The organism is Rhodopseudomonas palustris, assembly GCF_034479375.1.
GTDB lineage: Bacteria > Pseudomonadota > Alphaproteobacteria > Rhizobiales > Xanthobacteraceae > Rhodopseudomonas > Rhodopseudomonas palustris_M.
Genome location: NZ_CP140155.1, coordinates 2551377 through 2573725 on the forward strand (window position 1 = coordinate 2551377; position 22349 = coordinate 2573725).

Below are 22349 nucleotides of genomic sequence, written 5' to 3' on the forward strand. Positions count from 1 at the left end.
CGCGCCGATCAGCGCATCACGTTGAGCAGGTCCTGCACCATGGTGTTCGCCGTGGTGATCACCTTGGTGTTGGCCGAATAGGCCTGCTGGGTGACGATCAGCTTGGTGAATTCGTCGGCGATGTCGGTGTTCGACGATTCCAGTGACGAGCCCGAGATGCTGCCGCCCTTGCCGTACAGGGCCTCGCCGGATTCGTTGGTGACCTCGAACGCGCCGCCGTCGATGCGCTTGAGGAAATTGGCGCCGTTGAAGGTGGCGACCGAGACCTCGGCGAGATCGATGTTGCGGCCGTTGGAATAGGAGCCGACGACGCGGCCCTCGTTGCTGACCGAGACGCTGGTCAATTGTCCGGCGGCGTAGCCGTCCTGCTGCAACTGGTTGACCTGGACGTTGCCGTTGGTGTCGGAGAATTGCGTCAGGCCGCCGGTGCCGAACGACATCGTGACGTTGCCGAGCGACACGCCGGACACCGTCAGGTTGGTCAGCGTGAGCTGGCCGATCACCGGGTTCATCTGGCCGCTGGAATTGAAGGTGAAGTTGGTGTTGACGTTCTGCCAGGCGACCGCGGTGCCGGTGGCGTCGGGATTGACCTGATAGAACAGGTTCCAGACGTCGGAATGGCCGGTGCCGAGCGTCGCGGAGTCGATCTTCGCCCAGCGGAACTGCACGTTCACCGGCGCGCCGGAGCCGTCATAGGCGGTGGTGGCGCCACCCGAGATCGACTCGTCGAGGAAGGTCTGGTTGTCCGAGCCGATCACCTGGCCGGTGCCGACCGTGCCGCCGCCGGTGCGGATCACGCTGAACGGGCTGGTCAGGCCGAGCGAGGCGAAGGCGGCGCTGGTCGAGGTGATGGTCAGGTCGCTGGCGGTGCCGGTGTGCAGCTCGAGCGCACCCGACGTCACCGTCGACGCCGCGCCGCCGCCGGAAATCGCGTCGATCTTGCTCAGCAGATTGGTGATCGTCGAGTCGACCGGAATATTGGTGGCGTCGTCGGTGCCGCCGGACGCGGTGAAGGTGATGGTGGTGCCGTTGACGACGATGGCGTCACCGACCGCGAAATTGACGCCGATCGAATTGGAGCTGGCGGCGCCGCTCAGCGTGGTGGCGCCGGTGATCGCGGTGCCGGCCTTGCTGTTGATCTGCAAGCCGGCCCTGGAATTGTCGCCGAACGGCGGCGGCGTGGTGCCGCTGACCTGTGGGTTGTTGGCGAAGTCGGCGGCGCGCAGCAGTTCCGAACCCGGGATCGAGTTGTCGTGCTTGGTGGTGAGCGGATAGCGCGCCAGATTGGCGCGATAGTTGATCTTGGTCGTCTCCTGCGACGGCAGGAAGTCGTTCTGGAATTTCAGCACCGTCGGCGTGCTGCCGACCGGGTTGCCGGTGGTCGGATCGATCGCCACGCCTTGCAGATAGTATCCGGCGCCGTTGACCAGATAGCCGTTCTTGTCGAGCGAGAAGTCGCCGCGGCGGGTGTAGTTGTTGACGCCGGTGAACACCGGGCTGTTGTCGGAGAAGGAGCCCGGCTTCTGCACGGCGAAGAAGCCCTCGCCGTTGATCGCCATGTAGGTCGACACCGACGCCGACTGCACCGAGCCGGACAGCGTGTTGGTCAGCCGCGATTCCGCGGTCACGGAGCCTGCGAGCTGCTGGTTGGTGCCGGCCTGGGGGATCAGATCGAGAAACGAGGTGTCGACGCGCTTGAAGGCGGTGGTCTGCGAGTTGGCGATGTTGCCCGAGATGTTTTCGAGCGCATAGGAGTTCGCGCGCAGGCCCGCGACCGAGGTGGTGAGAGCGCCGAAGATACCCATTACTCACTTCTCCCAATTCGAGCCGACGCGCGGCCGCTTGTTGTCAGACTTCACGACACGATCCTGCGCTCTCTCGGCAATCGCCGTGCCAACAGGCAAATTTGTTGTTTTTCAGTGACTTGGGGACTCGCAGCAGGCCTTTCCGAGGAGCTGGAATTGCCGGGCGGCGGCAACATTTGCCGATCCCGAGGCGCGAAAGCCGGCGGTTTTCCTGATGGAACCATTTGCCGGGTCGGGCGTTCGGCCCGTTCAACGTGCGGGGGAAGTGTTGGCAGACGTCGATTGGCCGGGGTCATCGCCCGGGCGCGGATCCGCCGGTCACGAGAACCTGTTTCTCGGACGCGGCGAACTCACGACCCTGCTGCGGCAATTCGATTGGGCGGCGACGTCGCTCGGTCCTCCCGAGCAATGGCCGCAGGCGCTCAAGACCGCCGTCCGCATCATGCTGACCTCGCAGCAGCCGATCTGGATCGGCTGGGGTCATGACCTGATCTATCTCTACAACGACCCCTACAAGGCGATCATCGGCGGCAAGCATCCCTGGGCGCTGGGCCGGCCGACCCGGGAGGTCTGGCACGAAATCTGGGACGACATCGCGCCGCTGCTGGCCAAGGCGACCAGCGGCCACGAAGGCACCTATGTCGAGGCACAGCTCCTGATCATGGAGCGCAACGGGTTTCCGGAGGAAACCTACTACACCTTCTCCTACAGCCCGATCCCGACCGAGGACGGCTCCCCCGGCGGCATTTTCTGCGCCAACACCGACGACACAAAGCGCGTCATCAGCGAGCGGCAATTGTCGCTGCTGCGCGACCTCGCCAGCAGCGCCGCGCAATCCCGCACCGTCGCGCAGGCCTGCGAAAGTACCGCCGCGGCGCTGTCGACCGATCCCCGCGACCTGCCGTTCGCGCTGATCTATCTGGTCGAGCCCGGCGGCGCGAGCGCCCGTCTCGCCGCCTCGGCCGGCATCGATGCGAATCACCCCGGCGTCAAGCCGGTGCTGTCGCTGGATGCGGGCGCCGAATGCTGGCCGCTCGCGGACGCGCTCCAGTTCGACGAGCCGCGGCTGATGCCGGATCTGTCGGCGCATTTCGGCTTCGATTTCCCGACCGGAGGCTGGCGTCAGCCGCCGAGCCAGGCGATCGTCCTGCCGATCCAGTCGAGCGGCGACACCGGCCCGTCCGGCTTCCTGATCGCCGGCCTCAACCCGTTCCGGCTGTACGACGCCGCCTATCGGGATTTCCTCGCTTTGGTGGCGGCGCAGATCGCCGCGGCGATCACCAACGGGGATTCCTATCAGGAAGAGCGCCGCCGCGCCGAGGCGCTGGCCGAGATCGATCGCGCCAAGACCGCGTTCTTCTCCAATGTCAGCCATGAATTCCGCACGCCGCTGACGCTGATGCTCGGCCCGCTCGAGGACGTGATGAATCAGGCGGCGCTGCCGAACGATCAGCAGTCTCTGCTCGGCATCGCCCACCGCAACGGCCTGCGGCTGCTGAAACTCGTCAACACCCTGCTCGACTTCGCGCGGATCGAGGCGGGCCGCGTCACCGCGCATTTCACGCCGGTCGATCTGTCGTCGTTCACCGCGGAGCTCGCCTCCAATTTCCGCTCGGCGATCGACAAGGCCGGACTGCGTCTGGTGATCGACGCGCCGCTGCTACCGCAACCGGTCCATGTCGATCGCGACATGTGGGAGAAGATCGTCCTCAACCTGCTGTCCAACGCCTTCAAGTTCACCTTCGAGGGCGAGATCGGGGTCTCGGTGCGCCCGGCCGCGGACGGCGGCTCCGCCGAGATCGTCGTGCGCGACACCGGCACCGGCATTCCGGCCGGCGACATCCCGCATCTGTTCGAGCGCTTCCGCCGCATCGACGGCGCGCGCGGCCGCTCGATCGAGGGCAGCGGCATCGGGCTGGCGCTGGTGCAGGAACTGGTCAAGCTGCACAGCGGCAGCATCGCCGTCGAGAGCGAACTCGGCCGCGGCAGCGCCTTCCGCGTCACGCTGCCGTTCGGGTCGGCGCATCTGCCTGCCGACCGCCCAAGACACGATGCGCTGCAGGTCTCCACCAATGTCCGCGCCCAGGCCTATCTCGACGAGGCGATGGGCTGGCTGCAGGGCGAACGCGATCCGGAGGCCGGCGCCGAGCTGCCCTACGCCTCCACCGCGGAGGATCTCGGGCGCGGCACGATCAGCAGCGACTCGACGCGGCCGCGCATCCTGCTCGCCGACGACAATCCCGACATGCGCGACTACGTCGCCCGCCTGCTCGGCGAGAGCTACGCGGTCGAAACGGTCGGCGACGGCGTCGCCGCGCTGGAGGCGGCCTGGAAGCGCCGGCCGGACCTGGTGATCTCCGACATCATGATGCCGCGGCTCGACGGGCTGAGCCTGCTGAAGGCGCTGCGCAACGATTCCACGCTGGCCGACGTGCCGGTGATCTTCCTGTCCGCGCGCGCCGGCGAAGAGGCGCGGGTCGAAGGCCTCGAAGCCGGCGCCGACGACTATCTCAGCAAGCCGTTCAGCGCCCGCGAATTGCTGGCGCGGGTGCGCTCCAATCTCGACATCGCCGAGGTGCGGCGCGAGGCGCTGCGCACCGAACATGCGTTGCGGGAGGAAGCGCAGGCGGCACGCGACCGCGCCGAGGGCATCCTGGCCAGCATCAGCGACGGCTTCGTCGCGCTCGACGGCGACTATCGCTTCACCTATGTCAACGCCGCCGCCGAACGGATGATGCGGCGCCCGGCCTCGGCGCTGATCGGAAAGGTCGCGCGCGAAGTCTATCCGGCGGTGATCGGAAGCCGGATAGAGGCGAGCCTGCAGCGCGCCATGACCCAGCGGCTCGGCTCAGAGTTCGAAATCGAACATCCGTCGAGCGACCGCTGGTTTCATCTGCGGGTCGCGCCGACCAATGGCGCGAGCGTCTCGGTGTATTTCCGCGACATCACCGAACGCAAGCGGACCGAGACCACCTTGCGCGACCTCAACGACCGGCTCGAGGAGCAGGTCGCCGAACGCACCGCCGAACTGCGGCAGAAGGAAGCGCGGCTGCGCACCATCTTCGCCGCGAGCTACACCTATCAGGCGCTGCTCGACGTCGACGGCGCGGTGATCGACGCCAACCTCACCTCGCTGTCCGGCATCGGCGCGTCGCTGGAGGACATCGTCGGCAGACCGGTGTGGGATACGCCGTGGTTCGCCGGCACGCCCGGGATGAAGGAGATGATCCGCGACGACGTCGCCGCGGTCGCCGCGGGCCAGACCGTGCGGCGCGAGATCCAGCTCGATCTGCCGATCGGCGCCGGCCGCTGGTTCGACTTCCAGATGCGCCCGGTGCACGACGCGCAGGGGCAGATCATCGCGATCGTGCCGGAGGCGGTCGAGATCACCGAGCGGCGCAAGGCCGAGGAAGCCTTCCGCCAGGCGCAGAAGATGGAAGCGATCGGCCAGCTCACCGGCGGTGTCGCCCACGACTTCAACAATCTGTTGACCGTGATCCGCTCCTCCGCCGACCTGCTGCGCCGGCGCGACCTGCCGCCGGAGCGGATGCGCCGCTACGTCGATGCGATCTCCGACACCGCCGATCGCGCCGCCAGGCTGACCGGCCAGTTACTCACCTTCGCGCGCCGTCACGCCCAGAACCGTCAGGTGTTCGACGCGGCCAACCAGATCGAGCAGATCGCCGAGATGCTGAGGACCGCGCTCGGCTCGCGCGCCAGCTTCGCGCTGAGGCTCGACGAGCGGCCGCTCGCGGTCGAGGCCGACGCCAATCAGTTCGACGCGGCGCTGGTCAATCTCGTCGCCAATGCCCGCGACGCAATGGACGGCCAGGGCGCGCTCGAAATCCGCGTCGCCCGGGCTGCCCCGACCGCGCAGGAAACCGCCGCGGGCATCGAGGACGTCGTCGCCGTGTCGATCGCCGACACCGGCGCGGGAATTCCGCAGGACCACATCGACCGCATCTTCGAGCCGTTCTTCACCACCAAGGACGTCGGCCGCGGCACCGGCCTCGGGCTGTCGCAAGTTTACGGCTTCGCCAAGCAATCCGGCGGCAACGTCACCGTCGAGAGCGCGGTCGGCAGCGGCACGACAGTCACACTCCGGCTCCCGCTCAGCACCAAGCCGATCGAGACCCGTGACCGCACGCCCGACGCCGACACCGGCAAATTGCAGGAGCGGCGGTGCGTGCTGTTGGTGGAAGACAATGCCGAGGTCGGCGAGTTCTCGACGCAGCTCCTGCACGACCTCGGCTACGATGTCGTGCTTGCGTCGAGCGCCGATCAGGCGCTGCGATTGCTCGACGAGGACGCGCCCCGCTTCCACCTCGTGCTCAGCGACGTGGTGATGCCCGGCATGGACGGCGTCGCGCTCGGCCGCGAAATCAGGAAGCGCCTGCCCAACCTCCCGGTGGTGCTCAATTCCGGCTATGCCCACGTCCTCGCCGACCACGGCCACCACGGTTTCGAACTGCTGCACAAGCCGTATTCGGTCGAGGACCTGTCGAAGGTGCTGCGCCGGGCGCTGAGGGATGGCGGCCGGGCGACGAGTTGAACTGAAGCCCCTCGTCCGCCCCGGTTCCGGCTTGCGCCAGATCACGACATCCGGCATTCCGCTCTTGTATCAGGCGACCGGACACGACGTCGGAGCGGGAGAGCATGAGCGAAGGTGAAATGGCGCAGCGCGTGCTGCACAGTCTGCAGCAGACCGAGCTTGCGGATTCGAAGGCAGCGCTGGGCATCCTCAACGGGCTGGTCGGGCTGGTCACCGGCGACGGCACGCCGCACTCCTTCGAGGTCGACGAGGCCCGCGCCTCGACCTTCATGGCGGTCTGCGAATATGCCAAGGCGCTGCACCGCGGCCTGCCGGCCGACGAACTACGCCCGGCCGCGATCGCAGCCGCCGAGAAATGGTCCGCGCTGGCGCGGTGAGCGAAGGCTCTCCAGCCTCAGCCCCCGCACGCTCTCGGCGCGACGAAGCGATAGAAGTACTCCTTGGTCTTGCCGGTGTGGGTGCGCAGCACCGGCACGCTGATGCGCTTCTCCTCGGACATCGTCGCACCGGGAAACGCCTTTGCGAAATCGCCGGGGACCTGCGGCAGCGTGTAGACCAGCACCGCGCCGTTGGCCTCGAGCTTCGCCGTATCGAACCAGCGCGCCTTCGGAATGAAATTGATGGTCATCGAATCGCCGTCGGGGCCGGCGGCGATGCCGATGCCGTAAACGGTCTGCCGGTCGCCCAGATAGTAACCGGGACCGCATTTGTACTTGCTGTTCCAGTCCGCGAGGATGATCCGAGCCGCCTGCGCGGTCGGCTCCTGCAGCCCGCTATGCGAGGCGAAGACGAGATAGACGACCGAAGCCCCGGCGGCGAGCACGGCGTACAGCGCGCCGAGCGACCACACAGTCTGGCGCACGGCGAGATCGCGCCGGCGCTCGTTCCAGGTGAACAGCGGCGCCAGCGTCAGCACCGCGAGTTCGGCGAACGGCGCGCCGTAGCGGGCGATGTATTCCAGCCCGCAGACGCCGATCAGCACCGCCAGCAGCACGAACATCGCGACGTTGACGACGACGATGAACTTGAGTTCGTCACTGGCCTCGGAAAAGCGCGGCACACGCCACGCGATCATCCGCCGCCCCGCCGCGACCGCCAGCACGATCGCGCCGGGCAGCAGCACCGGCAGATAGCCGGCGACGAGCAGGCCGAGCCGCCGGGCCGTGTCGGCCACCGAACCGAAGCCGGTGAAGTGCCGTTCGCCATAGGCGATCGTCGTGCCGTAGCGCAGCGCGGCCAACGCATGCGGCAGGAACAGCAGCGCACCGACCAGCACCGCGAGATAGGGTCCCGGCCGGCGCAGGCAGGCGCGGACCGACGGCACCGCGACGATGCCGGCCGCCATCGCGGCGAACAGCACCGCGGCGTTGTATTTGGTGAGCGCCGCGATCGCCGCCCAGACGCCGAGCAGGATCCAGTGCAGCCAGCGATCGGTGCTGCGCCCGCGCAGGAAGTGATACAGCACCGCCGGCCAGGAGGTGAGCTGCAGGATGTCGGCGTTGAGCGCCCAGGACAGCGGCGCGAACACGACGTAGAACGACGCCGCCGTCAGCGCGAGCGCATAGGCTGCCATCGCGCGGTCGACCAGGAGGCGCAGCGTGGCGTAGAGATACGCCAATCCGATCGCAAGGCAGATCTGGTTGACGAACACGATCGCCGTGCCGGACGGCCCGAACACGCGATCGACAGCGCCGCCGGCCCATACCATCATCGGCGGATGCACCGGCGTCAGCATCGGGAAATGCCGGCCCCACGCGACCAGTTCGCGGGTGTCGTAAAGCGGCGTCGGAAACACCAGCGCAGCGAGCACGACAGGCAACACGAGCGCGGCCGCGACCAGCGCCAACAGACCGGCGGAGAAACCCCACCGGGACAAAACTCGATCCATCCGCCAGCCGCAACATTTCCAGATGTTGAATTGTGGCGGTTAGAGGCGAGATGCCGCGGCCTTGTCAATCGGGCCGGCGATTTCCGCGGTTTGAAAACGTCGAACTGAGACGCAACGACAAGGCAAATGCGCTGGGCGCCCGTTCTGGGACGACGCGCCTGGCGATCGCGTCAGCTCGGCTTCGACGGCTCCGGCTTGAAGGTCAGGGCGAAGCCGTCCATGCAATAGCGCAGGCCGGTCGGCTTCGGACCGTCGTCGAACACGTGGCCGAGATGGCCGCCGCAGCGGCGGCAGTGGATTTCGGTGCGGGTCATGCCGAGCGTCGAATCCTTGCGCTCGCCGACCGCGTTCGGCAGCGGCTGCCAGAAGCTCGGCCAGCCGGTGCCGCTGTCGTATTTGGTCTCGGACGAAAACAGCGGCAGGTCGCAGCCGGCGCAGGCGAAGGTGCCCTTGCGGTGTTCCTTCAGCAGCGGGCTGGAGAACGGCCGCTCGGTGCCCTCCTCGCGCAGGATGTGATACTGCATCGGCGTGAGCTGCTTGCGCCATTCCTCCGGCGTCTTCTCGATCTCGAATTTTTCCGCGGCGCGGGCGTCGTCGGGCCGCAGCCAGCGGAAACCGAACACCGCGGCGAGAGCGGCGGAAGCGAGCAGGATGCGGCGGTCGATCATGGTGTCTCCCTGCGATGCGGGGCGCGAGCGGCCCGGTCGGGTCGTGGCCTCGACCGAGATACGCAGCCGCTCCGCCGAAGTTACATCAGCCCCCTCCCCGCGCACTCACATTGTCGCGAGCGGACGCGGCGTGCACCGCGGCACGATCACTCGATCATGCCGGGCTCGTTGCGGCGGGCGTCCTGCGCCCCCGGCTCTCCGCGGTCCTGCGGCGCTGCAGCGGCCGGCCGCTGCCCGCGATTGACCCGCACGCGACTGTTGGCGGCCTCCAGCCGCTCCTCGCGGAGCCGGCTGCGGGCGGCGGCGCGTTCGCGGTAGCGCGCCAGCAGGCCCGCGGTCATCGCGGCGCGGCGTTCGACGATGCTGACGCCCTGGCCGACGACGCGGCCGATCCGGCCGCCGGCCCAGACCAGCTCGAACGGATCGAACAGCCGCCAGCGCTGGTCGCCATGGACGATGCCCTGCGCGATCAGCCGGCCGGCGATCGCGGTGGTCGCCAGCCCCTGCCGGCCGAAGCCGCTCGCGACCCACAGCCCGCGACGCAATTCGCCGATCTGCGGCATGCCGTGCACGGTCTGGCCGATCGCCCCGCTCCAGCTTTGCGCGATCGCCACCGCGCCGAGCTGCGGATACAGCGCCGCGATCCGCCGCCGGATCAGGCCTTCGAGCCGCTTCGGCGCGACCGGGAAGGTGGTCTCGGGGCCGGTCCACAGCAGCCGGTCGCCGCCGACGATGCGGTAGTGATCGACGCCGTCGGTATCGGTGATCGAGCCGGGGAACGCGATCGCCTCGGCCAGCCGCTCGCCGAGCGGCGCGGTCAGCGCCGCGGCGCGCCACATCGGCAGCAGCGTCGCGGTCAGCCGCGGCGACGGCGCGCCGAGATCGACATTGCCGGCCAGCACGATGTCGGAGGCGCGCAGCCGCGCGTGCGGCGTGGCGATGCGCTTGCGGATGCCGGAGAAGTCGATGCCGAGCGCCGGCGTGTCCTCGAAGATCCGGACGCCGGCGCGGCGCGCCATCGCTTCGAGGCCACGGATGTAGCGCCGGCCGTCGAGCTGGAACGCATCGGGAAAATGGATGGCATGGAAGTAGCGGTCGGTCCGCAACGTGTCGCGAACGCGGTCGATCTGCCAGCCCTCGACCTCGGTGCCGAAATCGACGCCGAGCGTCTGCAGCCGTTCGATCAGCCGGTCGCCGAGGTCGACATTGGAGACTTCGAGCGCACCTGCGGTCAACGCGATGCCCGGCATCGCCTCCTCGGACGCGCGCTCGGCGACGATCGCCATGCCCTCGCGCGACAGCGCCCAAAGGTCGCGGGTGTGCGCGAGCCCGATCCGCTCGATCAGGTCGCCGACCGGCACGCCGTAACCCGGCATCACGCTGCCGAGCGTGGCGCCGGACGCGCCCCAGCCGACCCGCCGCGCTTCGAGCACGGCGACGCTGAGGCCCTGCTGCGCGGCCTCCAGCGCCACCGACAATCCGGCGAGGCCGGCACCGATCACGCAAAGGTCGACGTCGAGATCGAAGGTCAGCCGCGCGTGCGGATCCGCCGCCGTATCGGGCACCAGCGGGTCCGGTCCATTGGTCGCACTTGTCGCCGGCGGGGTCATGACGTTTCCTTACGGACAGCCCGGACGCTTGTCACCTTGTCCTGTCCGGACTTCTCGATTATTCCGCAAGCTCGCGCCCGCCGGAAGGGATCCATGCGCCGTCTGATATTGCTGCGTCACGCCAAGACCGAAACGGATGCGCCGAGCGGCAAGGATCACGACCGCCGGCTCGACGATCGCGGCCGGACCGACGCGGCGACCATCGCCGAATGGCTCGCCCTGCACCGGCTGGTGCCGGACCAGGTGCTGGTCTCGTCGGCGACGCGCACCCGCCAGACCTGGGACATCCTCGCCGACCTGTTCCCGCCCGGCGCCGAGCCGCAGGTCGAGCATCTGCCGGAATTGTACAGCGCCAGCCCCGCGCAATTGCTGCAGGCGATCCACGAGGTCTCCGCCGGCATCAACCGGCTGATGCTGGTCGGTCACAATCCCGGCCTGCAGGAACTGGCGCTCGGCCTCACCTGCGGCGCCGGCGAGAGCGACCGCAAGTTGCTGTCCGGCAGCATGCCGACCAGCGCGGTCGCGGTGATCGACTTCCCGATCGCCGACTGGGCCGACGCCCGCTTCGGCGCCGGCAAGCTGCAGCACTTCGTCAGCCCGAAGATTCTGCGCGAGGCGAGCTAGCAAGCAGGGCGCCTCCGCCCGACGCCCCTCCCGGCAATTGGAACTGGCCCGCCTTCGCGCTAGACTGCGTGCGTCGCCGTCCGGTCGTGGGAGGCCTTCGATGTTCAAATCGATTCTGGTGCCGATCGATCTCGCCGATACCGCGCTGGCGCGGCCGGCGATCGAGACCGCGGCGACGCTGGCGCGCACCTATGACGGCACGGTGCGGCTGCTGCACGTGATCTCGATCACCCCGGTGGTGCTGGCCGAATATGTGCCGGCGGATTTCGACGACCAGCAGCGCAGCGACGCCGAGGCGGCGCTCGCCGAAGTCGCCGGCGCGTCGGGAATCGAACCGGCGCGGCTGTCGACCGTGGTGCGCCAGGGCGGCATCTATCACGAGATCATCGAAGAGGTCGGCGCCATCAAGGCCGACCTGATCGTGATGAGTTCGCACCGCCCGGCGATGCGCAGCTACTTCCTCGGCTCCAACGCCGGCCACGTCGTCCGCTACGCGCCCTGCTCGGTGCTGGTGGTGCGGGACGGCAAGTAACAACACGTCATACCTAGCTGTAGTCATTCCGGGGCGCGCGCAGCGCGAACCCGGAATCCAGAAGTTGTTGCGAAGGACGATGAACAGCTCGCGATTCCGGGTTCGCGCCTGACGGCGCGCCCCGGAATGACGTGTGCAACCTTCCTAAGGCAGCAGATCCTTCGGCACCTCGTCGAAGCTATAGCGTCGCGGGCGGTTGCGGCGGATGAAGCCGCCGACCTGCCAGCCGAACAGCGCGGCGAAGCCGACCAGGAACAGCGCTCCCGACCACGAGCCGGTCGCGACCGCGCGCGCCAGCAGGCCGGTCATCGCCGCCGCCAGCACCGCGATCAGCACCAGAGCGGCGGTGTGGACGCCGGGCCGCAGCCCGCCGACCAGTTCGGCCTGGCTGCCGGCGTCGCGCATCCGCCGGTGCAGTTCGAGGATGAAGCCGCGATAGGCATCGCTCTGCGGCGCCATCAGCGCCACGGTCTGCCAGCTCGTCGACAGGATCCGCAGCCGCGCGCCGCCGGTGTCCTCGAGGTCGGCGCAATAGCGCTGCGACTGCATCGAGACCGGCCGGTAGCTCAGCCGCACCTTGGCGATGGTCGCATAAGGCCACAGCCCGGATCTCGGGCCGATCCGCCACACCAGGCCGCCGTCGGTCAGCTCGAATTGCTGCGCCGCGCCGATCAGCGACGCCCTGAAGGCATAGGCGGCCTTCTCCGCGTCCGCATTCCGATCCGATCGTGCCACCGCCGCCTCCTGCTCGGCCGTCATTGCCGCAGTGGCGGTCGCGATGCAATGCGGCCGATCCGCCTGCTCTGCTGCACACGAGGCAAAGCCGCCGCCCGGCTGCTTGCCCGCGCCCTCCCGGTTTCCTACAACGTCCCGGCCGATCCATCGCCCGAGTCCCGATGCCGAAATCCGAGACCACCTATTTCCCCCGCCATCTGATCTTCGCCGGCGCGCTGGTCAGCGGCGTGCTGCTGGCGCTGGCGTTGCACATGCTGGGGATGCGGTTCGGGCTCGATCTCGGCGGGCTGTGGCGGACCGATCTGGCCGAATTCATGCCGGCGCGCGCGGCGCTGGCGTGGTGGCTGGTGGCGACCGCGGGCTTCGCCGGCGGTTACTTCACCGCGACGCTGATGCATCACGCCGTGGCCGGCCAGATCCCGCCGCGGATGCGGCAGTTCCTGATCGCGATCGGCGTCCTGGTGCTGGCCGCAGCGGGGCAAGCGGCCTCGGCGCCGTCGGCCGGGCCGACCACCGCCGGCGTGGTCTCGGGGCTGGCAACACTGCTGCTGGGTTGCGCGATGGCCTTCTGCGGCGCGCATTTTGCGCTGCGCAAGGGCTGAGGACGGCTCTGCAGGCCGTGCTGGCGGTCGGCGTGCGCAGCGTTCCCGACCGGAGCCGTTCGGCGCTCCGGATGCGTAGCAGCGCCGCATCGAGTACGTCGCCTCCATTATCAGTCGTCATATATCAGTCGTCATATGGTTGTCGTACTTGGCGGCCGATACAACTTCCGCAGAGTCGTTCGTGCAAATTTCCCGCGGCGTGAAAACGCCGCGCAGTCTCCTGCGCGGCGTTTAGCCTCAGCTTACTTTGTAGCAAGCGGAATTCGATCAGCCCGCGGCGCGGATGTTGATCGAACTTTCGGCCAGCATGGTGAGCTTCTTGTCGGTGGCCTTTTCCTCGTCGAGCGTCTTCTGCAGCACGGCGGCGCAGTCGTTGCGGCCCAGCCGCTTCGCCCATGCCACCAGGCTGCCGTAGCGCACGATTTCATAGTGCTCGGCGGCCTGCGCGGCGTTGATCAGCGCGGCGTCCAGCACGGTCTTGTCGGCGACCTCGCCGGCGGTTTCGTCCGCTTCTTCGATGATGCCGTCGATCGCCGGGCAATCGACTGCCTTGACCGGCGCGCCGTGCATTTCGAACACCTGCTCCAGCCGCTTCACATGGCCCTTGGTCTCTTCGAGATGGGTCATGAAACCCTGCTTCAGCGTCGGATCGGTGGCCTTGTCGGCCATCTTCGGCAGCGCCTTCACGAGTTGTTTCTCGGCGTAGTAGATGTCCTGCAATTGGTGCACGAACAGGTCATCCATGGTCTTGATGTCTTTGGTAAAAAGTCCCATCGCGGTTCCTCTCGGGTTAGCAGCGGGCGGTTTCGCGATCGTTCTTCCGTCGCGTCCCGGGTCCGGTGTTAACCAGCCCGCCGGACAGCCGTTCCGCGCGCCGCGCGAAACGCCGCTATCCGATGGCGCATGGACGCGGAGCCCCCTATATGGAACGTGCTGAGGCGAGAGCTGTCCGAGTAAGAGGGCCGCCATGCTGCGGCCGGACGGCTCGTTTGCGCCACGTCAAGGGCCAACCGCGCCGACCGTCCCAAGGATGCGTCGTTCGTGCCGCCGGCCGGATTGCGCGACGGGCCGATTATGCCCTAAGGAATTGCGCGGATGAGTTTGTCGGGTGCCAGGTGCCAGGCCGTGTTGCATGCGGCTCCCGTCGCGTTGCCGCCCCGCCGGGAGGACGAATGCATCGACTGCTGAGCGCGCTGGGGCGTGGCTTCAAGACCTATGTCGGCTGGAAACGGCTCGGCATCGTGGCGAGCGTCCTGATCATCGGCTTTGCGATCACGTCGCTGGTCCGCACCCTGAAGGGTGTCGACAGCGCCGTCATCCTGACCGCACTGACGGAGAAGACCCCCGGCCAGATCGGGCTCGCCGCGCTGTTCGTGGTCGGGGCGTTCTGCACGCTGACCTTCTACGATTTCTTCGCCCTGCGAACCATCGGCAAGCTGCACGTGCCGTACCGGATCGCGGCGCTGTCGAGCTTCACCTCCTATGTGGTCGGTCACAATCTCGGCGCCACCGTGTTCACCGGCGGCGCGATCAGGTTCCGGATCTATTCCGACTATGGACTCACCGCGATCGACGTCGCCAAGATCTGCTTCATCTCCGGCCTGACGTTCTGGCTGGGCAATCTGTTCGTGCTCGGCATCGGCATGATCTGGCACCCCGCTGCGGCCAGCGCGATGGATCTGTTGCCGGACAGCGTCAATCAGTTGATCGGCGTCGCCTGCCTCGCCGGCATTGCGGCCTATTTCGTCTGGATCGCGACCGGCAAGAAGCGCCGGCAGCTCGGCCAGAACGGCTGGAAGGTGATGCTGCCCTCGGCCAAGCTGACGCTGGTGCAGGTGCTGATCGGCGTCGTCGATCTCGGCTTCTGCGCGATGGCGATGTACATGCTGATGCCGTCCGAGCCGTATATCGACTTCGTGTCGCTGGCGGTGGTGTTCATCCTCGCCACGCTGCTCGGCTTCGCCAGCCATGCCCCGGGCAGCCTCGGCGTGTTCGACGCGGCCATGCTGGTGGCGCTGCCGATGTTCGCCCGCGAGGATATCATCGCCACGCTGCTGATCTACCGCGTGTTGTACTTCCTGCTGCCGTTCGGCATCGCGATCTCGATCCTCGGCATGCGCGAGCTGTGGCTGAGCGTGGTCAAACCCTGGCAGGAAAAACGCGCCGCCGCCGGCCACCCGCTCAGCGCCACAGCCACGGTCCGCCAGGTCGCGCAGCGCCGCTCCTCGAACCAGGGCTGAGCTAGGGCGTCAGAACAAAGCCGCGAGATTTCGTCGCCCATCGACGACGCGGACGATCTCCACGCCTCGAAGCGGCCCCTCGTCGGTGTCCGGCTCGGTGCGATACAGGATCAGACGGCGCTTCCACCAGCATTCGCAGAGCCGGCCGGATATCCCGCCGCCGCACACCCATTCGCGGTTGTGTTCCGAGCAGATCGACCTTCGCCTCGATCCGATCGAAAGTGCGTTCGGCGATCGCCGGTTGGTCGCGCGCAATCGCTTCATAAATGTCGAGCAGATCGTCACGCGCCGCCTTCGTCCAGGTCAACCGGACCGGCATCGCCGCAACTCACCCTTTCGCCTTCAGCCGAGCCCGGGCTTCCTTGCGCAGCGCGGGCAGGTCGATCTCGCCGGCCGAACCGCTGGCGACGCCTTCGTCCCAGAGCTGTCGCATCAGCTTGATATCGACATGACGCAGCTCGCGCTTGAGCTGCCAGTCGCGCAGCGCTTCGCGGACGATCTCGCTGGTGGTCGCGTATTCGCCGGACTCCACAGCCGCCTTGAGCTGCGAGACCTGTTCACCCGTCAGCGCGACGCTGACCTTCTCGATGTTGGCCATGCAAGCATCCTCAGAGGTATGAAATTTTACTACTTCTTGACACCGTGCGCAATCACAGGAGACATCCGGCTCAGGGGTCACGAGGATCCGCCCGGCTTTCCCATATTTTCGCCCAAACCAAGGCGTCAAACGCGGCATGATCACAGTCCCCCTTCTCCGTCGTCCGGCCGTTCTCGTCGCGCTCGCCACCGCCCTCGGCGTGCTGGCGTCCCCTGCAGCCCGCGCGCAAACGCAGCTTGCGCCGCCGCCAGCCGTCCAGCCCGGCGCCGCGCAACCGATCGCCCCTCCCGTCGCCGCGATCCCGGTCACCGACGGCTCGATGCAGATCGTCTGGGAGGTCCGCAACCGGTTCCGGCTGTTTCGCGAGGAGCGCGACTTCCGCGAGCAGGCCGAGGCGCTGCGCGGGCTGACGGTGCTCGCCTCCGAGCAGACGCTGGGGCTGCAGAGCGAGGGCCGCGGCTGGGCCCGCAATGTCGTCAACCGGCTGTGCATCGATCTCACCGGCCGGGTCAGCGAGCCCTGCACCCGCGACGGCGTCAAGGAAAGCTATCTGACGCCGACCGAGCACCCGGTCACGGTGCGGCTGGCGGGCGCGATCCCGGTCGGCGCGATCTGCGCCTGGACCTTCGACGACGGCGACGGCCCGCGCAACGCCACGCAGGACTGCGCAGAGCCGATCAATTTCCGCGCCCGCTACGGCAAGCCCACCGTGGCGACGGTCGACGTCACCAGCGGCGCCGACGCGCCGCTGCGGGTGACGACCGAAATCGTGGTGCGCGACTTCTTCATCGCCGGCCTCGGCGACTCGATCGCCTCCGGCGAAGGCAATCCGGACCGGCCGATCGGGCTGTCGGACGAGGGCTTCTGCTATCGCTCCTATCTCGGCATCGGGACCGGCATCGGCGCCGGGCCGGGCCAGTTCTATCGGCCGAGCCGCGCCGGCTACAAAGGCGGCCGCGCCTGCGAGGCGCCGGACACGCTGGCGAACTGGCAGCGTTATTCGGCGACCTGGTTCAACGCCGCCTGCCATCGCTCGCTGTACAGCTACCAGACCCGTAGTGCGCTGGCGCTGGCGGCGCGCCATCCACACATCGCGGTGACCTATCTGCCGCTGGCCTGCACCGGCGCCACCATCGCCGACGGCCTGTTCGGCTCGCAGCGGCCGCGCGAATGCTATCGCACCAAATCCGGCACCAACTGCCCCGGCAGCGTCAACGGCCAGCTCACCGAGCTCCGCGAGGCCGTCGCCGCGGCGCGAAAACGCCAGCCGCAGCGCACGCTCGATCTGGTGCTGCTGTCGGTCGGCGCCAACGACATCAACTTCTCGGGCCTGGTCGCCGACGTCATCGTCGACAGCCCGACCGAACGCGGCATCTTCCGCCGCTCCGGCGTAATCGGCTCGATCGAGGAGTCGCGGTCCGCGCTGGCGCGGACGCTGCCGCAGAGCTTTTCGAAGATGCGCGAGACGCTGAAGGGCCTGGTCGACGGCGACATGTCGCGCGTGATCTACGTCACCTACGCCAATCCGGCGCTGGCGAGCCGCGGCGTCCCCTGCCCCGGCGGTCGCGGCGGCTTCGACGTCCATCCGTCGTTCAACGCCGACCCGAACCGGCTGGCGGCGGTCGCCTCCTTCGTCGACAACGAGTTCCTGCCGCGGCTGAAGGATCTGGCGCAATGCACCGGCGGCGTGCTGTGCCGCAATCCGTCCGCCGACGCGATGACCTTCGTCGACGCGCATCAGCGCACCTTCGCCAATCACGGCTTCTGCGCCCGCGCCGAGACCGATCCGGAATTCGACCGCGCCTGCTTTTCACCGCGTGGCGACAGCTTCACCAGCGACATCGTCGAGGCGGCGAATTCGCCGATGGCCTGCGGCGTCGGCGCCAGCAAGTTCCGCGCCTACCTGCCGCGCGCGCGCTGGATCCGCGACGCCAACGACAGTTACTTCGCGGCGATGACGTTTCCCCAAGGGTTGCCCGCCGCGATCCAGCCGGCCGACATCCACGACGCCACCTGGGGGGTCGTCTCCGCCGTCTATGGCGGCGCGGTCCATCCCTCAGCCGAAGGCCACGCCGCGATGGCCGACGCCGCGGTGCCGGCGGCCGAAGCGGTGCTGTCGCTGGAATCCGCCCCCGACGTCACCAGCGCGCCGCTGCCGCCACCGGCGGCACAGTGAGGCTGCGCTGAAGCACAGCGGGAGATACGTTCGGGGATGCCCGGTTGGGCAGCCGGTCAGGCGACCTCGAGCGGCTTGATCTTGCTGACGTCGACCGTGCGCTCGGCGTGCCATGTGTCGTAACATGTGTCATAGGCCGCCAGCAGCCGAACGCGCCCGCGCGATCCTGCGGCGCCCATGCGCGGCCGCGTCCCGCCTCGGAGACTGATTAGAGCCGTTCTGTCTTCGATGGTCAGCGCCGGCGCCCCGGGACGCTCACCACAGGCACGACCTCATGGTGAGGAGGCGCGCAGCGCCGTCTCGAACCATGCGCCGCCGGTCCTGCGTCGCCGCAACCTTCGATACGCCCGGCTCCTCAGAGTCCGACTCAAAATGAGAGCAACCATATCAGGCGCCTAAGTTCGTCTTTGCGAGGAGCGAAGCGACGAAGCAATCCAGACTCTTGTGCTCGGCGCACTGGATTGCTTCGCTTCGCTCGCAATGACGGAGATAGGGCGTTGATTTGGCGGCCCGCATTTCCGGTCAGACACTCAGGATGAGGAGTCGGTGCATTTGGTGAAGCCACATCGCTCAATCAAACGATGAAGCGCTCGAGCCTTCACGTGCGGCAAGAATCAAAAAAGCACCCCTCGGGCCGAGGGGTGCTCTTTGGGAAGACGCAGCGCGTCGTTCGAAGCGTTTCTGCGCCGCCCGCTTACTTCGCGGGCGCCGGCGCCATCATGCCGCCCTTTTGCATCGGGGCCGGGGCGGCTTTCGCCTTGCCGGCGGTGGTGCCGGGCTTGGTGCCGACGGGGGGAGTGACGGCCGCCGCCTGTTCGGGCATGAACTTGGCGACGATCGCGGGGTCGAGCTGGGCGATCGCGGTGTCGGGCAGCCGGAACCAGTCCTCGTCCTTGCCGAGCGCCGGCGTCATCAGATAGCCGCGCAGCGTCAGGGTCTGGCCGTCGGGGCTCACGGTGAGCATCGCCTTCCAGACGTCGCCGTTGCGCGGATCGAGGATGTTGCCGTTCTCGTAGACCCGGCCCTTGCGCTTCATGTCGCGGATCAGCGAGATGCCGAGCACCGGCTGGTCCTTGCGGTCGTCCTCGCACTCGTCGCAGACCGCGATGGCGGTCTGGCCGGGCGGGTTGAAGGTCTTGGCGACGACGCCTTCGTACATGTTGTTGCCGCGGTCGAGCATCAGCACCCAGACCACCGGCTTGCCGGTCGGCTTGCCGTTGTCGGTCCGCTGCCAGAGTCCGACGGCGGTCGGTTCCGCGGCGGCCACGGGAACAGCCGCGGAGAACAAGTACGTGAAGGCGGCGACGGCCGCCAGCGCGACGATACGGATCGGTCGATGTGTATTCATGGCAACACCTGAAACATCGCGATGAGACGAGAATATGGCGGATCGGTATGACAATCCAGTCGGCAAAGCTAAGCGCCGGCCGGTCGGCAATTGTGTGACGTAGCGGCCGGCGACGCGGCGGCCGGAGTTTCAGCCATCGCGGCGCGACGGCCCGGAACCCCGCGCTGCGCCGTCGCCAGCGCCGCACCGAGGCAGATCCCGACCGGCAGCCAGAACAGAATATACAGATAACCGAGATCGCTCGGGATGATTTCGTAGTCGACGCTGGTGGCGGTGAGACAGGTTGCGAGCAGCGCCAGCGCGACGATCTCGCGGCGGCGCGACCACGCCCGCAGCGCACTGATCAGCGACGCCAGAACGACGCCCGCGAGCGCCATCACGCTGAGCACGCCGCCACGCACCGCCGCACACAGGAAGATGTTGTGGCCGTTCATCACCACGCTGCCGTCGGGCAGCGTGCGCTGGGTGTCGAAGGCGAGACCGTAGCCGAGCCACGGCTTCAGCAGCGCCATGTCGAGATAGACCGGCCACAGCGTCAGCCGCAGGCTGTCGCGCCGCTGCAGCAATTCGCCGGCCAGCGGCGTCAGCAGCGCGACCGCGGCGGCGACCGCCACCAGCGCCACGATCGCCGCCGCCAACCGCCAGTTCGCCGACAGGATCGACACGCCGATGCCGACCGTCGCCGCGATCAGCGAGCCGCGGCTGCCGGTCAGCACGATCGCGAACAGCAGGATCAGCACCGACACCGCCAGCATCGCGAACTGCCAGCGCCGCAGCGTCCGCGACGCCATCACCGCCGCCGCGCCGACGCAGGGCATCGCGAACATCATGCCGATGACGTTGGAATTGTAGTACACGGTCAGGCCCTTGACGCCCTGCAGCCGGACGGTGAGCAGCGTCTCCAGCGACAGCCCGCTGAACGACACCACATCGCGGATCGCCGCCAGCGCCGCCACCGGCGCCAGTACCAGGAACAGCAGCCGCAGGAAATCGCCGTCACTGCGCACCAGTTGCGCGACGACCACGACGAACACCAGCACCGCCGCGAGGTAGCGCAGGTTCTTCAACAGCATCGGCGCAGGCGTCTCGCCGCCGAGCGCCGAGGTGCCGATGATCAGCAGCAGGAACGCCGCGGCGGCGACGAACACGCCCGATCTCACGATCGGCAGCAGGTTCCGGGCCGACGCCGTCGCGATCAGCATCACCGGCAGCACCAGGAACCACATCACGGTGCGCGCCAGCCAGATGCTGTGCATCACATAGACCAGGCACATCGACAGGATGAACAGCTTCTCGCCGGCCCGCACGCGTATCAGCCAGTCGCGGGTCCGCTCCAGCCTCTGCCGGGCGCGCGACGATCGGGCGAGGACGGAAACCATTGGACTCCTAGATCTTGGGGTGGGACGCGGCCGACAGGCTGCGCAGCACCTCCGCCAGGCGGCGGGCGGATTGTGCCCAGGTCACCGGGCGATAGTTCTCCCGGATCGCCGCTTCGTACTTGGCAAGTTGCTCAGGCGAACCGATCAGGTCAAGCACCGCGTCGCGCCAGGCGGCGAAATCCAAGGGATCGAGGTGGCCGGCGAGGCCGGCGCCGGCCTCGGGCAGCGACGAGGTGTTCGATGCGAGACAGTATTTGCCGAAAGCCAGGCTCTCTGACACCGGCAACCCCCAGCCCTCGTAGAACGAGGGATACAGCGTGAACGCGCAGTGCTGGTACAACCACGCCAGTTCGTCGTCGCCGGCGCGCGGCAAATGAACGATCGATGACGCGGTGACCGGATCGTGCGCGATCTGCCACAACAGATCCGCGCTGCCGAAGCCGGGCTGGCCGACGATCACCAGCGTCGGCAGATCCGGCGTTCCCTGCTCGGTCAGCCGCCGCCACACATGATACAGCAGGTCGAAATTCTTGCGCGACTGGATCGTCGAGACGCTGAGCACGAAGCGCTGCGCCTGCGAACCGCCCAGCGCAGCAGGCCGGCGCGCGGCGGCCGGCGTCGCCAGATCGGCGCCGAGATGCACCACCTCGATCGCGCCGTGCAGCCCGCCATGGCGGTTCGCATAGGCCCGCACATCGGCGCTGGTCGAGTCCGAGATCGACACTACGAGATCGCATTCGCGGATCAGGAATTGCGCATAGGCCTCGAATTGCGCGACGAACTCGCCGTCGGCGAAGAACTGCGGCGCCACCACCGGGATGAAGTCCTGGCACACCGCGGCGATCCGGGTGCCGCGGGCGCGTCGCATTTGCGCCACCGCCGCGTAGTCGACCCGCGACCAATTCTCGCCGGCGAGCAGCAGCACTTCGTGGCCGCCGGCCACGCCGGGCGGCGGCAGTCCCGCGCTGCCGGACATTTTTTGCAACAGCGGCGCGGCGGCGCCGCGCACCGAGGTGCGGATCGCGCGCTCGAGCTTCTTGCCGAGCGGCTTGATCGACGACAGCATCGTCGCACGCGCAGGCTTCGGCTTCGCCGCGGCGACCGGCCTGGCGCCGAGGTCGGGCGCGGCGGCGACCGGCACGTAGTCCCGCCGCAACGGTTCGTAGCGGCAGAAGCCGAGCTGCGATCCCATCTGTTCGGACAGCGCGGTGGCGATGCTGTGCTCGACCCGCAGCGTGCCGTTCATCTGGCCGGAGCGCGCGCGATGGCTGGTCGACACGTCCATCCACAGCCAGGGTTGTTGCGGCGGCGGGGTCTGGCTGTCGGGAGTCTGCGCCAAGTTCTGTCCGTCGCGTGGTGCCGGCCGTCAGAGGCCGGCTGAACAATATTCATGGGGACCAGGCCCGCCCAGTAATCATCGGATCTGGTGAGACCGGGTCTGGTCGGATTCGTGATCAGCCTCGACTCGGGTCTAGCGGGTCGGGCTTCGCAGCGTCAATGGCAAGGACGTGTTGACGGCCGCAAATCCGCCGCGACTGCAGTTACCTGCTCCGCCGCGCCGCGCTTGCAAAGCTGTGGTGGCCGCGGTCTAT

At 67.9% G+C, this 22349-nt stretch carries 19 protein-coding genes; 7 read left to right on the plus strand and 12 right to left on the minus strand.

Annotation, left to right across the window (positions count from 1 at the left end):
* Positions 1 to 8 precede the first annotated feature (8 nt).
* On the minus strand, positions 9 to 1805 hold the full coding sequence (locus tag SR870_RS11585; protein WP_322518104.1) for a flagellar hook-basal body complex protein: 1797 nt from the start codon (positions 1803 to 1805) through the stop codon (positions 9 to 11).
* A 268-nt stretch (positions 1806 to 2073) separates the two neighbouring features.
* Here SR870_RS11585 and SR870_RS11590 point away from each other — a divergent pair, with 268 nt between their 5' ends.
* Both SR870_RS11590 and SR870_RS11595 read left to right on the plus strand, forming a co-directional pair.
* The gene (locus SR870_RS11590) at positions 2074 to 6357 is read left to right on the plus strand and encodes an ATP-binding protein (protein ID WP_322518105.1); all 4284 of its coding nucleotides are present in this window, start codon (positions 2074 to 2076) and stop codon (positions 6355 to 6357) included.
* A 104-nt stretch (positions 6358 to 6461) separates the two neighbouring features.
* Positions 6462 to 6734, plus strand: a complete 273-nt coding sequence (locus SR870_RS11595) for a hypothetical protein (RefSeq protein WP_322518106.1) — start codon at positions 6462 to 6464, stop codon at positions 6732 to 6734.
* A gap of 17 nt (positions 6735 to 6751) precedes the next feature.
* On the opposite strand, the gene SR870_RS11600 is transcribed toward SR870_RS11595, so the two are convergent.
* The 3 genes from SR870_RS11600 to SR870_RS11610 form a co-directional block, all read right to left on the minus strand.
* Complete coding sequence (locus SR870_RS11600; protein ID WP_322518107.1) at positions 6752 to 8233, minus strand: glycosyltransferase family 39 protein; 1482 nt, start codon at positions 8231 to 8233, stop codon at positions 6752 to 6754.
* 182 nt (positions 8234 to 8415) lie between these two features.
* Positions 8416 to 8913, minus strand: coding sequence for a peptide-methionine (R)-S-oxide reductase MsrB (msrB, locus tag SR870_RS11605; RefSeq protein WP_322518108.1), 498 nt, complete (start codon positions 8911 to 8913; stop codon positions 8416 to 8418).
* Positions 8914 to 9059: 146 nt separating this feature from the next.
* Positions 9060 to 10523 carry an FAD-binding oxidoreductase gene (locus tag SR870_RS11610; RefSeq protein ID WP_322518109.1) on the minus strand — a complete coding sequence of 488 codons (1464 nt, stop codon included), beginning with the start codon at positions 10521 to 10523 and terminating at the stop codon, positions 9060 to 9062.
* Positions 10524 to 10616: 93 nt separating this feature from the next.
* Between SR870_RS11610 and SR870_RS11615 the strand changes: the two genes are divergently transcribed.
* Together SR870_RS11615 and SR870_RS11620 are read left to right on the plus strand one after the other, a co-directional pair.
* Positions 10617 to 11147 (plus strand): histidine phosphatase family protein, encoded by a 531-nt coding sequence (locus tag SR870_RS11615; protein WP_322518110.1) that lies wholly within the window; start codon positions 10617 to 10619, stop codon positions 11145 to 11147.
* Between the two features lie 100 nt (positions 11148 to 11247).
* A complete protein-coding gene (locus SR870_RS11620; RefSeq protein WP_322518111.1) occupies positions 11248 to 11679 on the plus strand; it encodes a universal stress protein in 432 nt (143 codons plus the stop codon).
* Between the two features lie 144 nt (positions 11680 to 11823).
* Here the strand turns inward: SR870_RS11620 and SR870_RS11625 are convergent, their stop codons facing one another.
* Positions 11824 to 12438 (minus strand): hypothetical protein, encoded by a 615-nt coding sequence (locus tag SR870_RS11625; RefSeq protein WP_322518112.1) that lies wholly within the window; start codon positions 12436 to 12438, stop codon positions 11824 to 11826.
* Between the two features lie 137 nt (positions 12439 to 12575).
* Between SR870_RS11625 and SR870_RS11630 the strand changes: the two genes are divergently transcribed.
* Positions 12576 to 13016, plus strand: coding sequence for a hypothetical protein (locus SR870_RS11630; protein ID WP_322518113.1), 441 nt, complete (start codon positions 12576 to 12578; stop codon positions 13014 to 13016).
* A 267-nt stretch (positions 13017 to 13283) separates the two neighbouring features.
* Here SR870_RS11630 and SR870_RS11635 read toward each other — a convergent pair whose 3' ends face one another.
* Entirely contained in the window at positions 13284 to 13790 is a 507-nt protein-coding gene (locus SR870_RS11635) for a ferritin-like domain-containing protein (RefSeq protein WP_322518114.1), read from the minus strand.
* 398 nt (positions 13791 to 14188) lie between these two features.
* Between SR870_RS11635 and SR870_RS11640 the strand changes: the two genes are divergently transcribed.
* Positions 14189 to 15256, plus strand: a complete 1068-nt coding sequence (locus SR870_RS11640) for a UPF0104 family protein (RefSeq protein ID WP_322518115.1) — start codon at positions 14189 to 14191, stop codon at positions 15254 to 15256.
* 1 nt (position 15257) lies between these two features.
* On the opposite strand, the gene SR870_RS11645 is transcribed toward SR870_RS11640, so the two are convergent.
* Together SR870_RS11645 and SR870_RS11650 are read right to left on the minus strand one after the other, a co-directional pair.
* The gene (locus tag SR870_RS11645) at positions 15258 to 15575 is read right to left on the minus strand and encodes a type II toxin-antitoxin system RelE/ParE family toxin (protein ID WP_322518116.1); all 318 of its coding nucleotides are present in this window, start codon (positions 15573 to 15575) and stop codon (positions 15258 to 15260) included.
* A 9-nt stretch (positions 15576 to 15584) separates the two neighbouring features.
* Entirely contained in the window at positions 15585 to 15854 is a 270-nt protein-coding gene (locus tag SR870_RS11650; protein ID WP_322518117.1) for a type II toxin-antitoxin system ParD family antitoxin, read from the minus strand.
* Positions 15855 to 15990: 136 nt separating this feature from the next.
* On the opposite strand from SR870_RS11650, the gene SR870_RS11655 reads away from it, so the two are divergent.
* Complete coding sequence (locus SR870_RS11655) at positions 15991 to 18030, plus strand: hypothetical protein (RefSeq protein ID WP_322518118.1); 2040 nt, start codon at positions 15991 to 15993, stop codon at positions 18028 to 18030.
* Between the two features lie 56 nt (positions 18031 to 18086).
* Here the strand turns inward: SR870_RS11655 and SR870_RS11660 are convergent, their stop codons facing one another.
* The 4 genes from SR870_RS11660 to SR870_RS11675 form a co-directional block, all read right to left on the minus strand.
* The gene (locus tag SR870_RS11660) at positions 18087 to 18209 is read right to left on the minus strand and encodes a hypothetical protein (RefSeq protein ID WP_322518119.1); all 123 of its coding nucleotides are present in this window, start codon (positions 18207 to 18209) and stop codon (positions 18087 to 18089) included.
* Positions 18210 to 18724: 515 nt separating this feature from the next.
* Positions 18725 to 19378: a DUF2147 domain-containing protein gene (locus SR870_RS11665; protein WP_322518120.1), complete on the minus strand. Its 654-nt coding sequence runs from the start codon at positions 19376 to 19378 to the stop codon at positions 18725 to 18727.
* Positions 19379 to 19446: 68 nt separating this feature from the next.
* Complete coding sequence (locus SR870_RS11670; protein ID WP_322518121.1) at positions 19447 to 20757, minus strand: O-antigen ligase family protein; 1311 nt, start codon at positions 20755 to 20757, stop codon at positions 19447 to 19449.
* Between the two features lie 7 nt (positions 20758 to 20764).
* Positions 20765 to 22096 carry a glycosyltransferase family 1 protein gene (locus tag SR870_RS11675; protein WP_322518122.1) on the minus strand — a complete coding sequence of 444 codons (1332 nt, stop codon included), beginning with the start codon at positions 22094 to 22096 and terminating at the stop codon, positions 20765 to 20767.
* Between the last annotated feature and the right edge of the window lie 253 nt (positions 22097 to 22349).

Coding starts and splice junctions, on each gene's coding strand:
- SR870_RS11660 (WP_322518119.1), bottom strand. CDS start 18,209: ATGGGCGCCGCAGGATCGCGCGGGCGCGTTCGGCTGCTGGCGGCCTAT.
- SR870_RS11635 (WP_322518114.1), bottom strand. CDS start 13,790: ATGGGACTTTTTACCAAAGACATCAAGACCATGGATGACCTGTTCGTG.
- SR870_RS11670 (WP_322518121.1), bottom strand. CDS start 20,757: ATGGTTTCCGTCCTCGCCCGATCGTCGCGCGCCCGGCAGAGGCTGGAG.
- SR870_RS11645 (WP_322518116.1), bottom strand. CDS start 15,575: ATGCCGGTCCGGTTGACCTGGACGAAGGCGGCGCGTGACGATCTGCTC.
- SR870_RS11620 (WP_322518111.1), top strand. CDS start 11,248: ATGTTCAAATCGATTCTGGTGCCGATCGATCTCGCCGATACCGCGCTG.
- SR870_RS11650 (WP_322518117.1), bottom strand. CDS start 15,854: ATGGCCAACATCGAGAAGGTCAGCGTCGCGCTGACGGGTGAACAGGTC.
- SR870_RS11595 (WP_322518106.1), top strand. CDS start 6,462: ATGAGCGAAGGTGAAATGGCGCAGCGCGTGCTGCACAGTCTGCAGCAG.
- msrB (WP_322518108.1), bottom strand. CDS start 8,913: ATGATCGACCGCCGCATCCTGCTCGCTTCCGCCGCTCTCGCCGCGGTG.
- SR870_RS11630 (WP_322518113.1), top strand. CDS start 12,576: ATGCCGAAATCCGAGACCACCTATTTCCCCCGCCATCTGATCTTCGCC.
- SR870_RS11615 (WP_322518110.1), top strand. CDS start 10,617: ATGCGCCGTCTGATATTGCTGCGTCACGCCAAGACCGAAACGGATGCG.
- SR870_RS11665 (WP_322518120.1), bottom strand. CDS start 19,378: ATGAATACACATCGACCGATCCGTATCGTCGCGCTGGCGGCCGTCGCC.
- SR870_RS11640 (WP_322518115.1), top strand. CDS start 14,189: ATGCATCGACTGCTGAGCGCGCTGGGGCGTGGCTTCAAGACCTATGTC.
- SR870_RS11655 (WP_322518118.1), top strand. CDS start 15,991: ATGATCACAGTCCCCCTTCTCCGTCGTCCGGCCGTTCTCGTCGCGCTC.
- SR870_RS11610 (WP_322518109.1), bottom strand. CDS start 10,523: ATGACCCCGCCGGCGACAAGTGCGACCAATGGACCGGACCCGCTGGTG.
- SR870_RS11625 (WP_322518112.1), bottom strand. CDS start 12,438: ATGACGGCCGAGCAGGAGGCGGCGGTGGCACGATCGGATCGGAATGCG.
- SR870_RS11585 (WP_322518104.1), bottom strand. CDS start 1,805: ATGGGTATCTTCGGCGCTCTCACCACCTCGGTCGCGGGCCTGCGCGCG.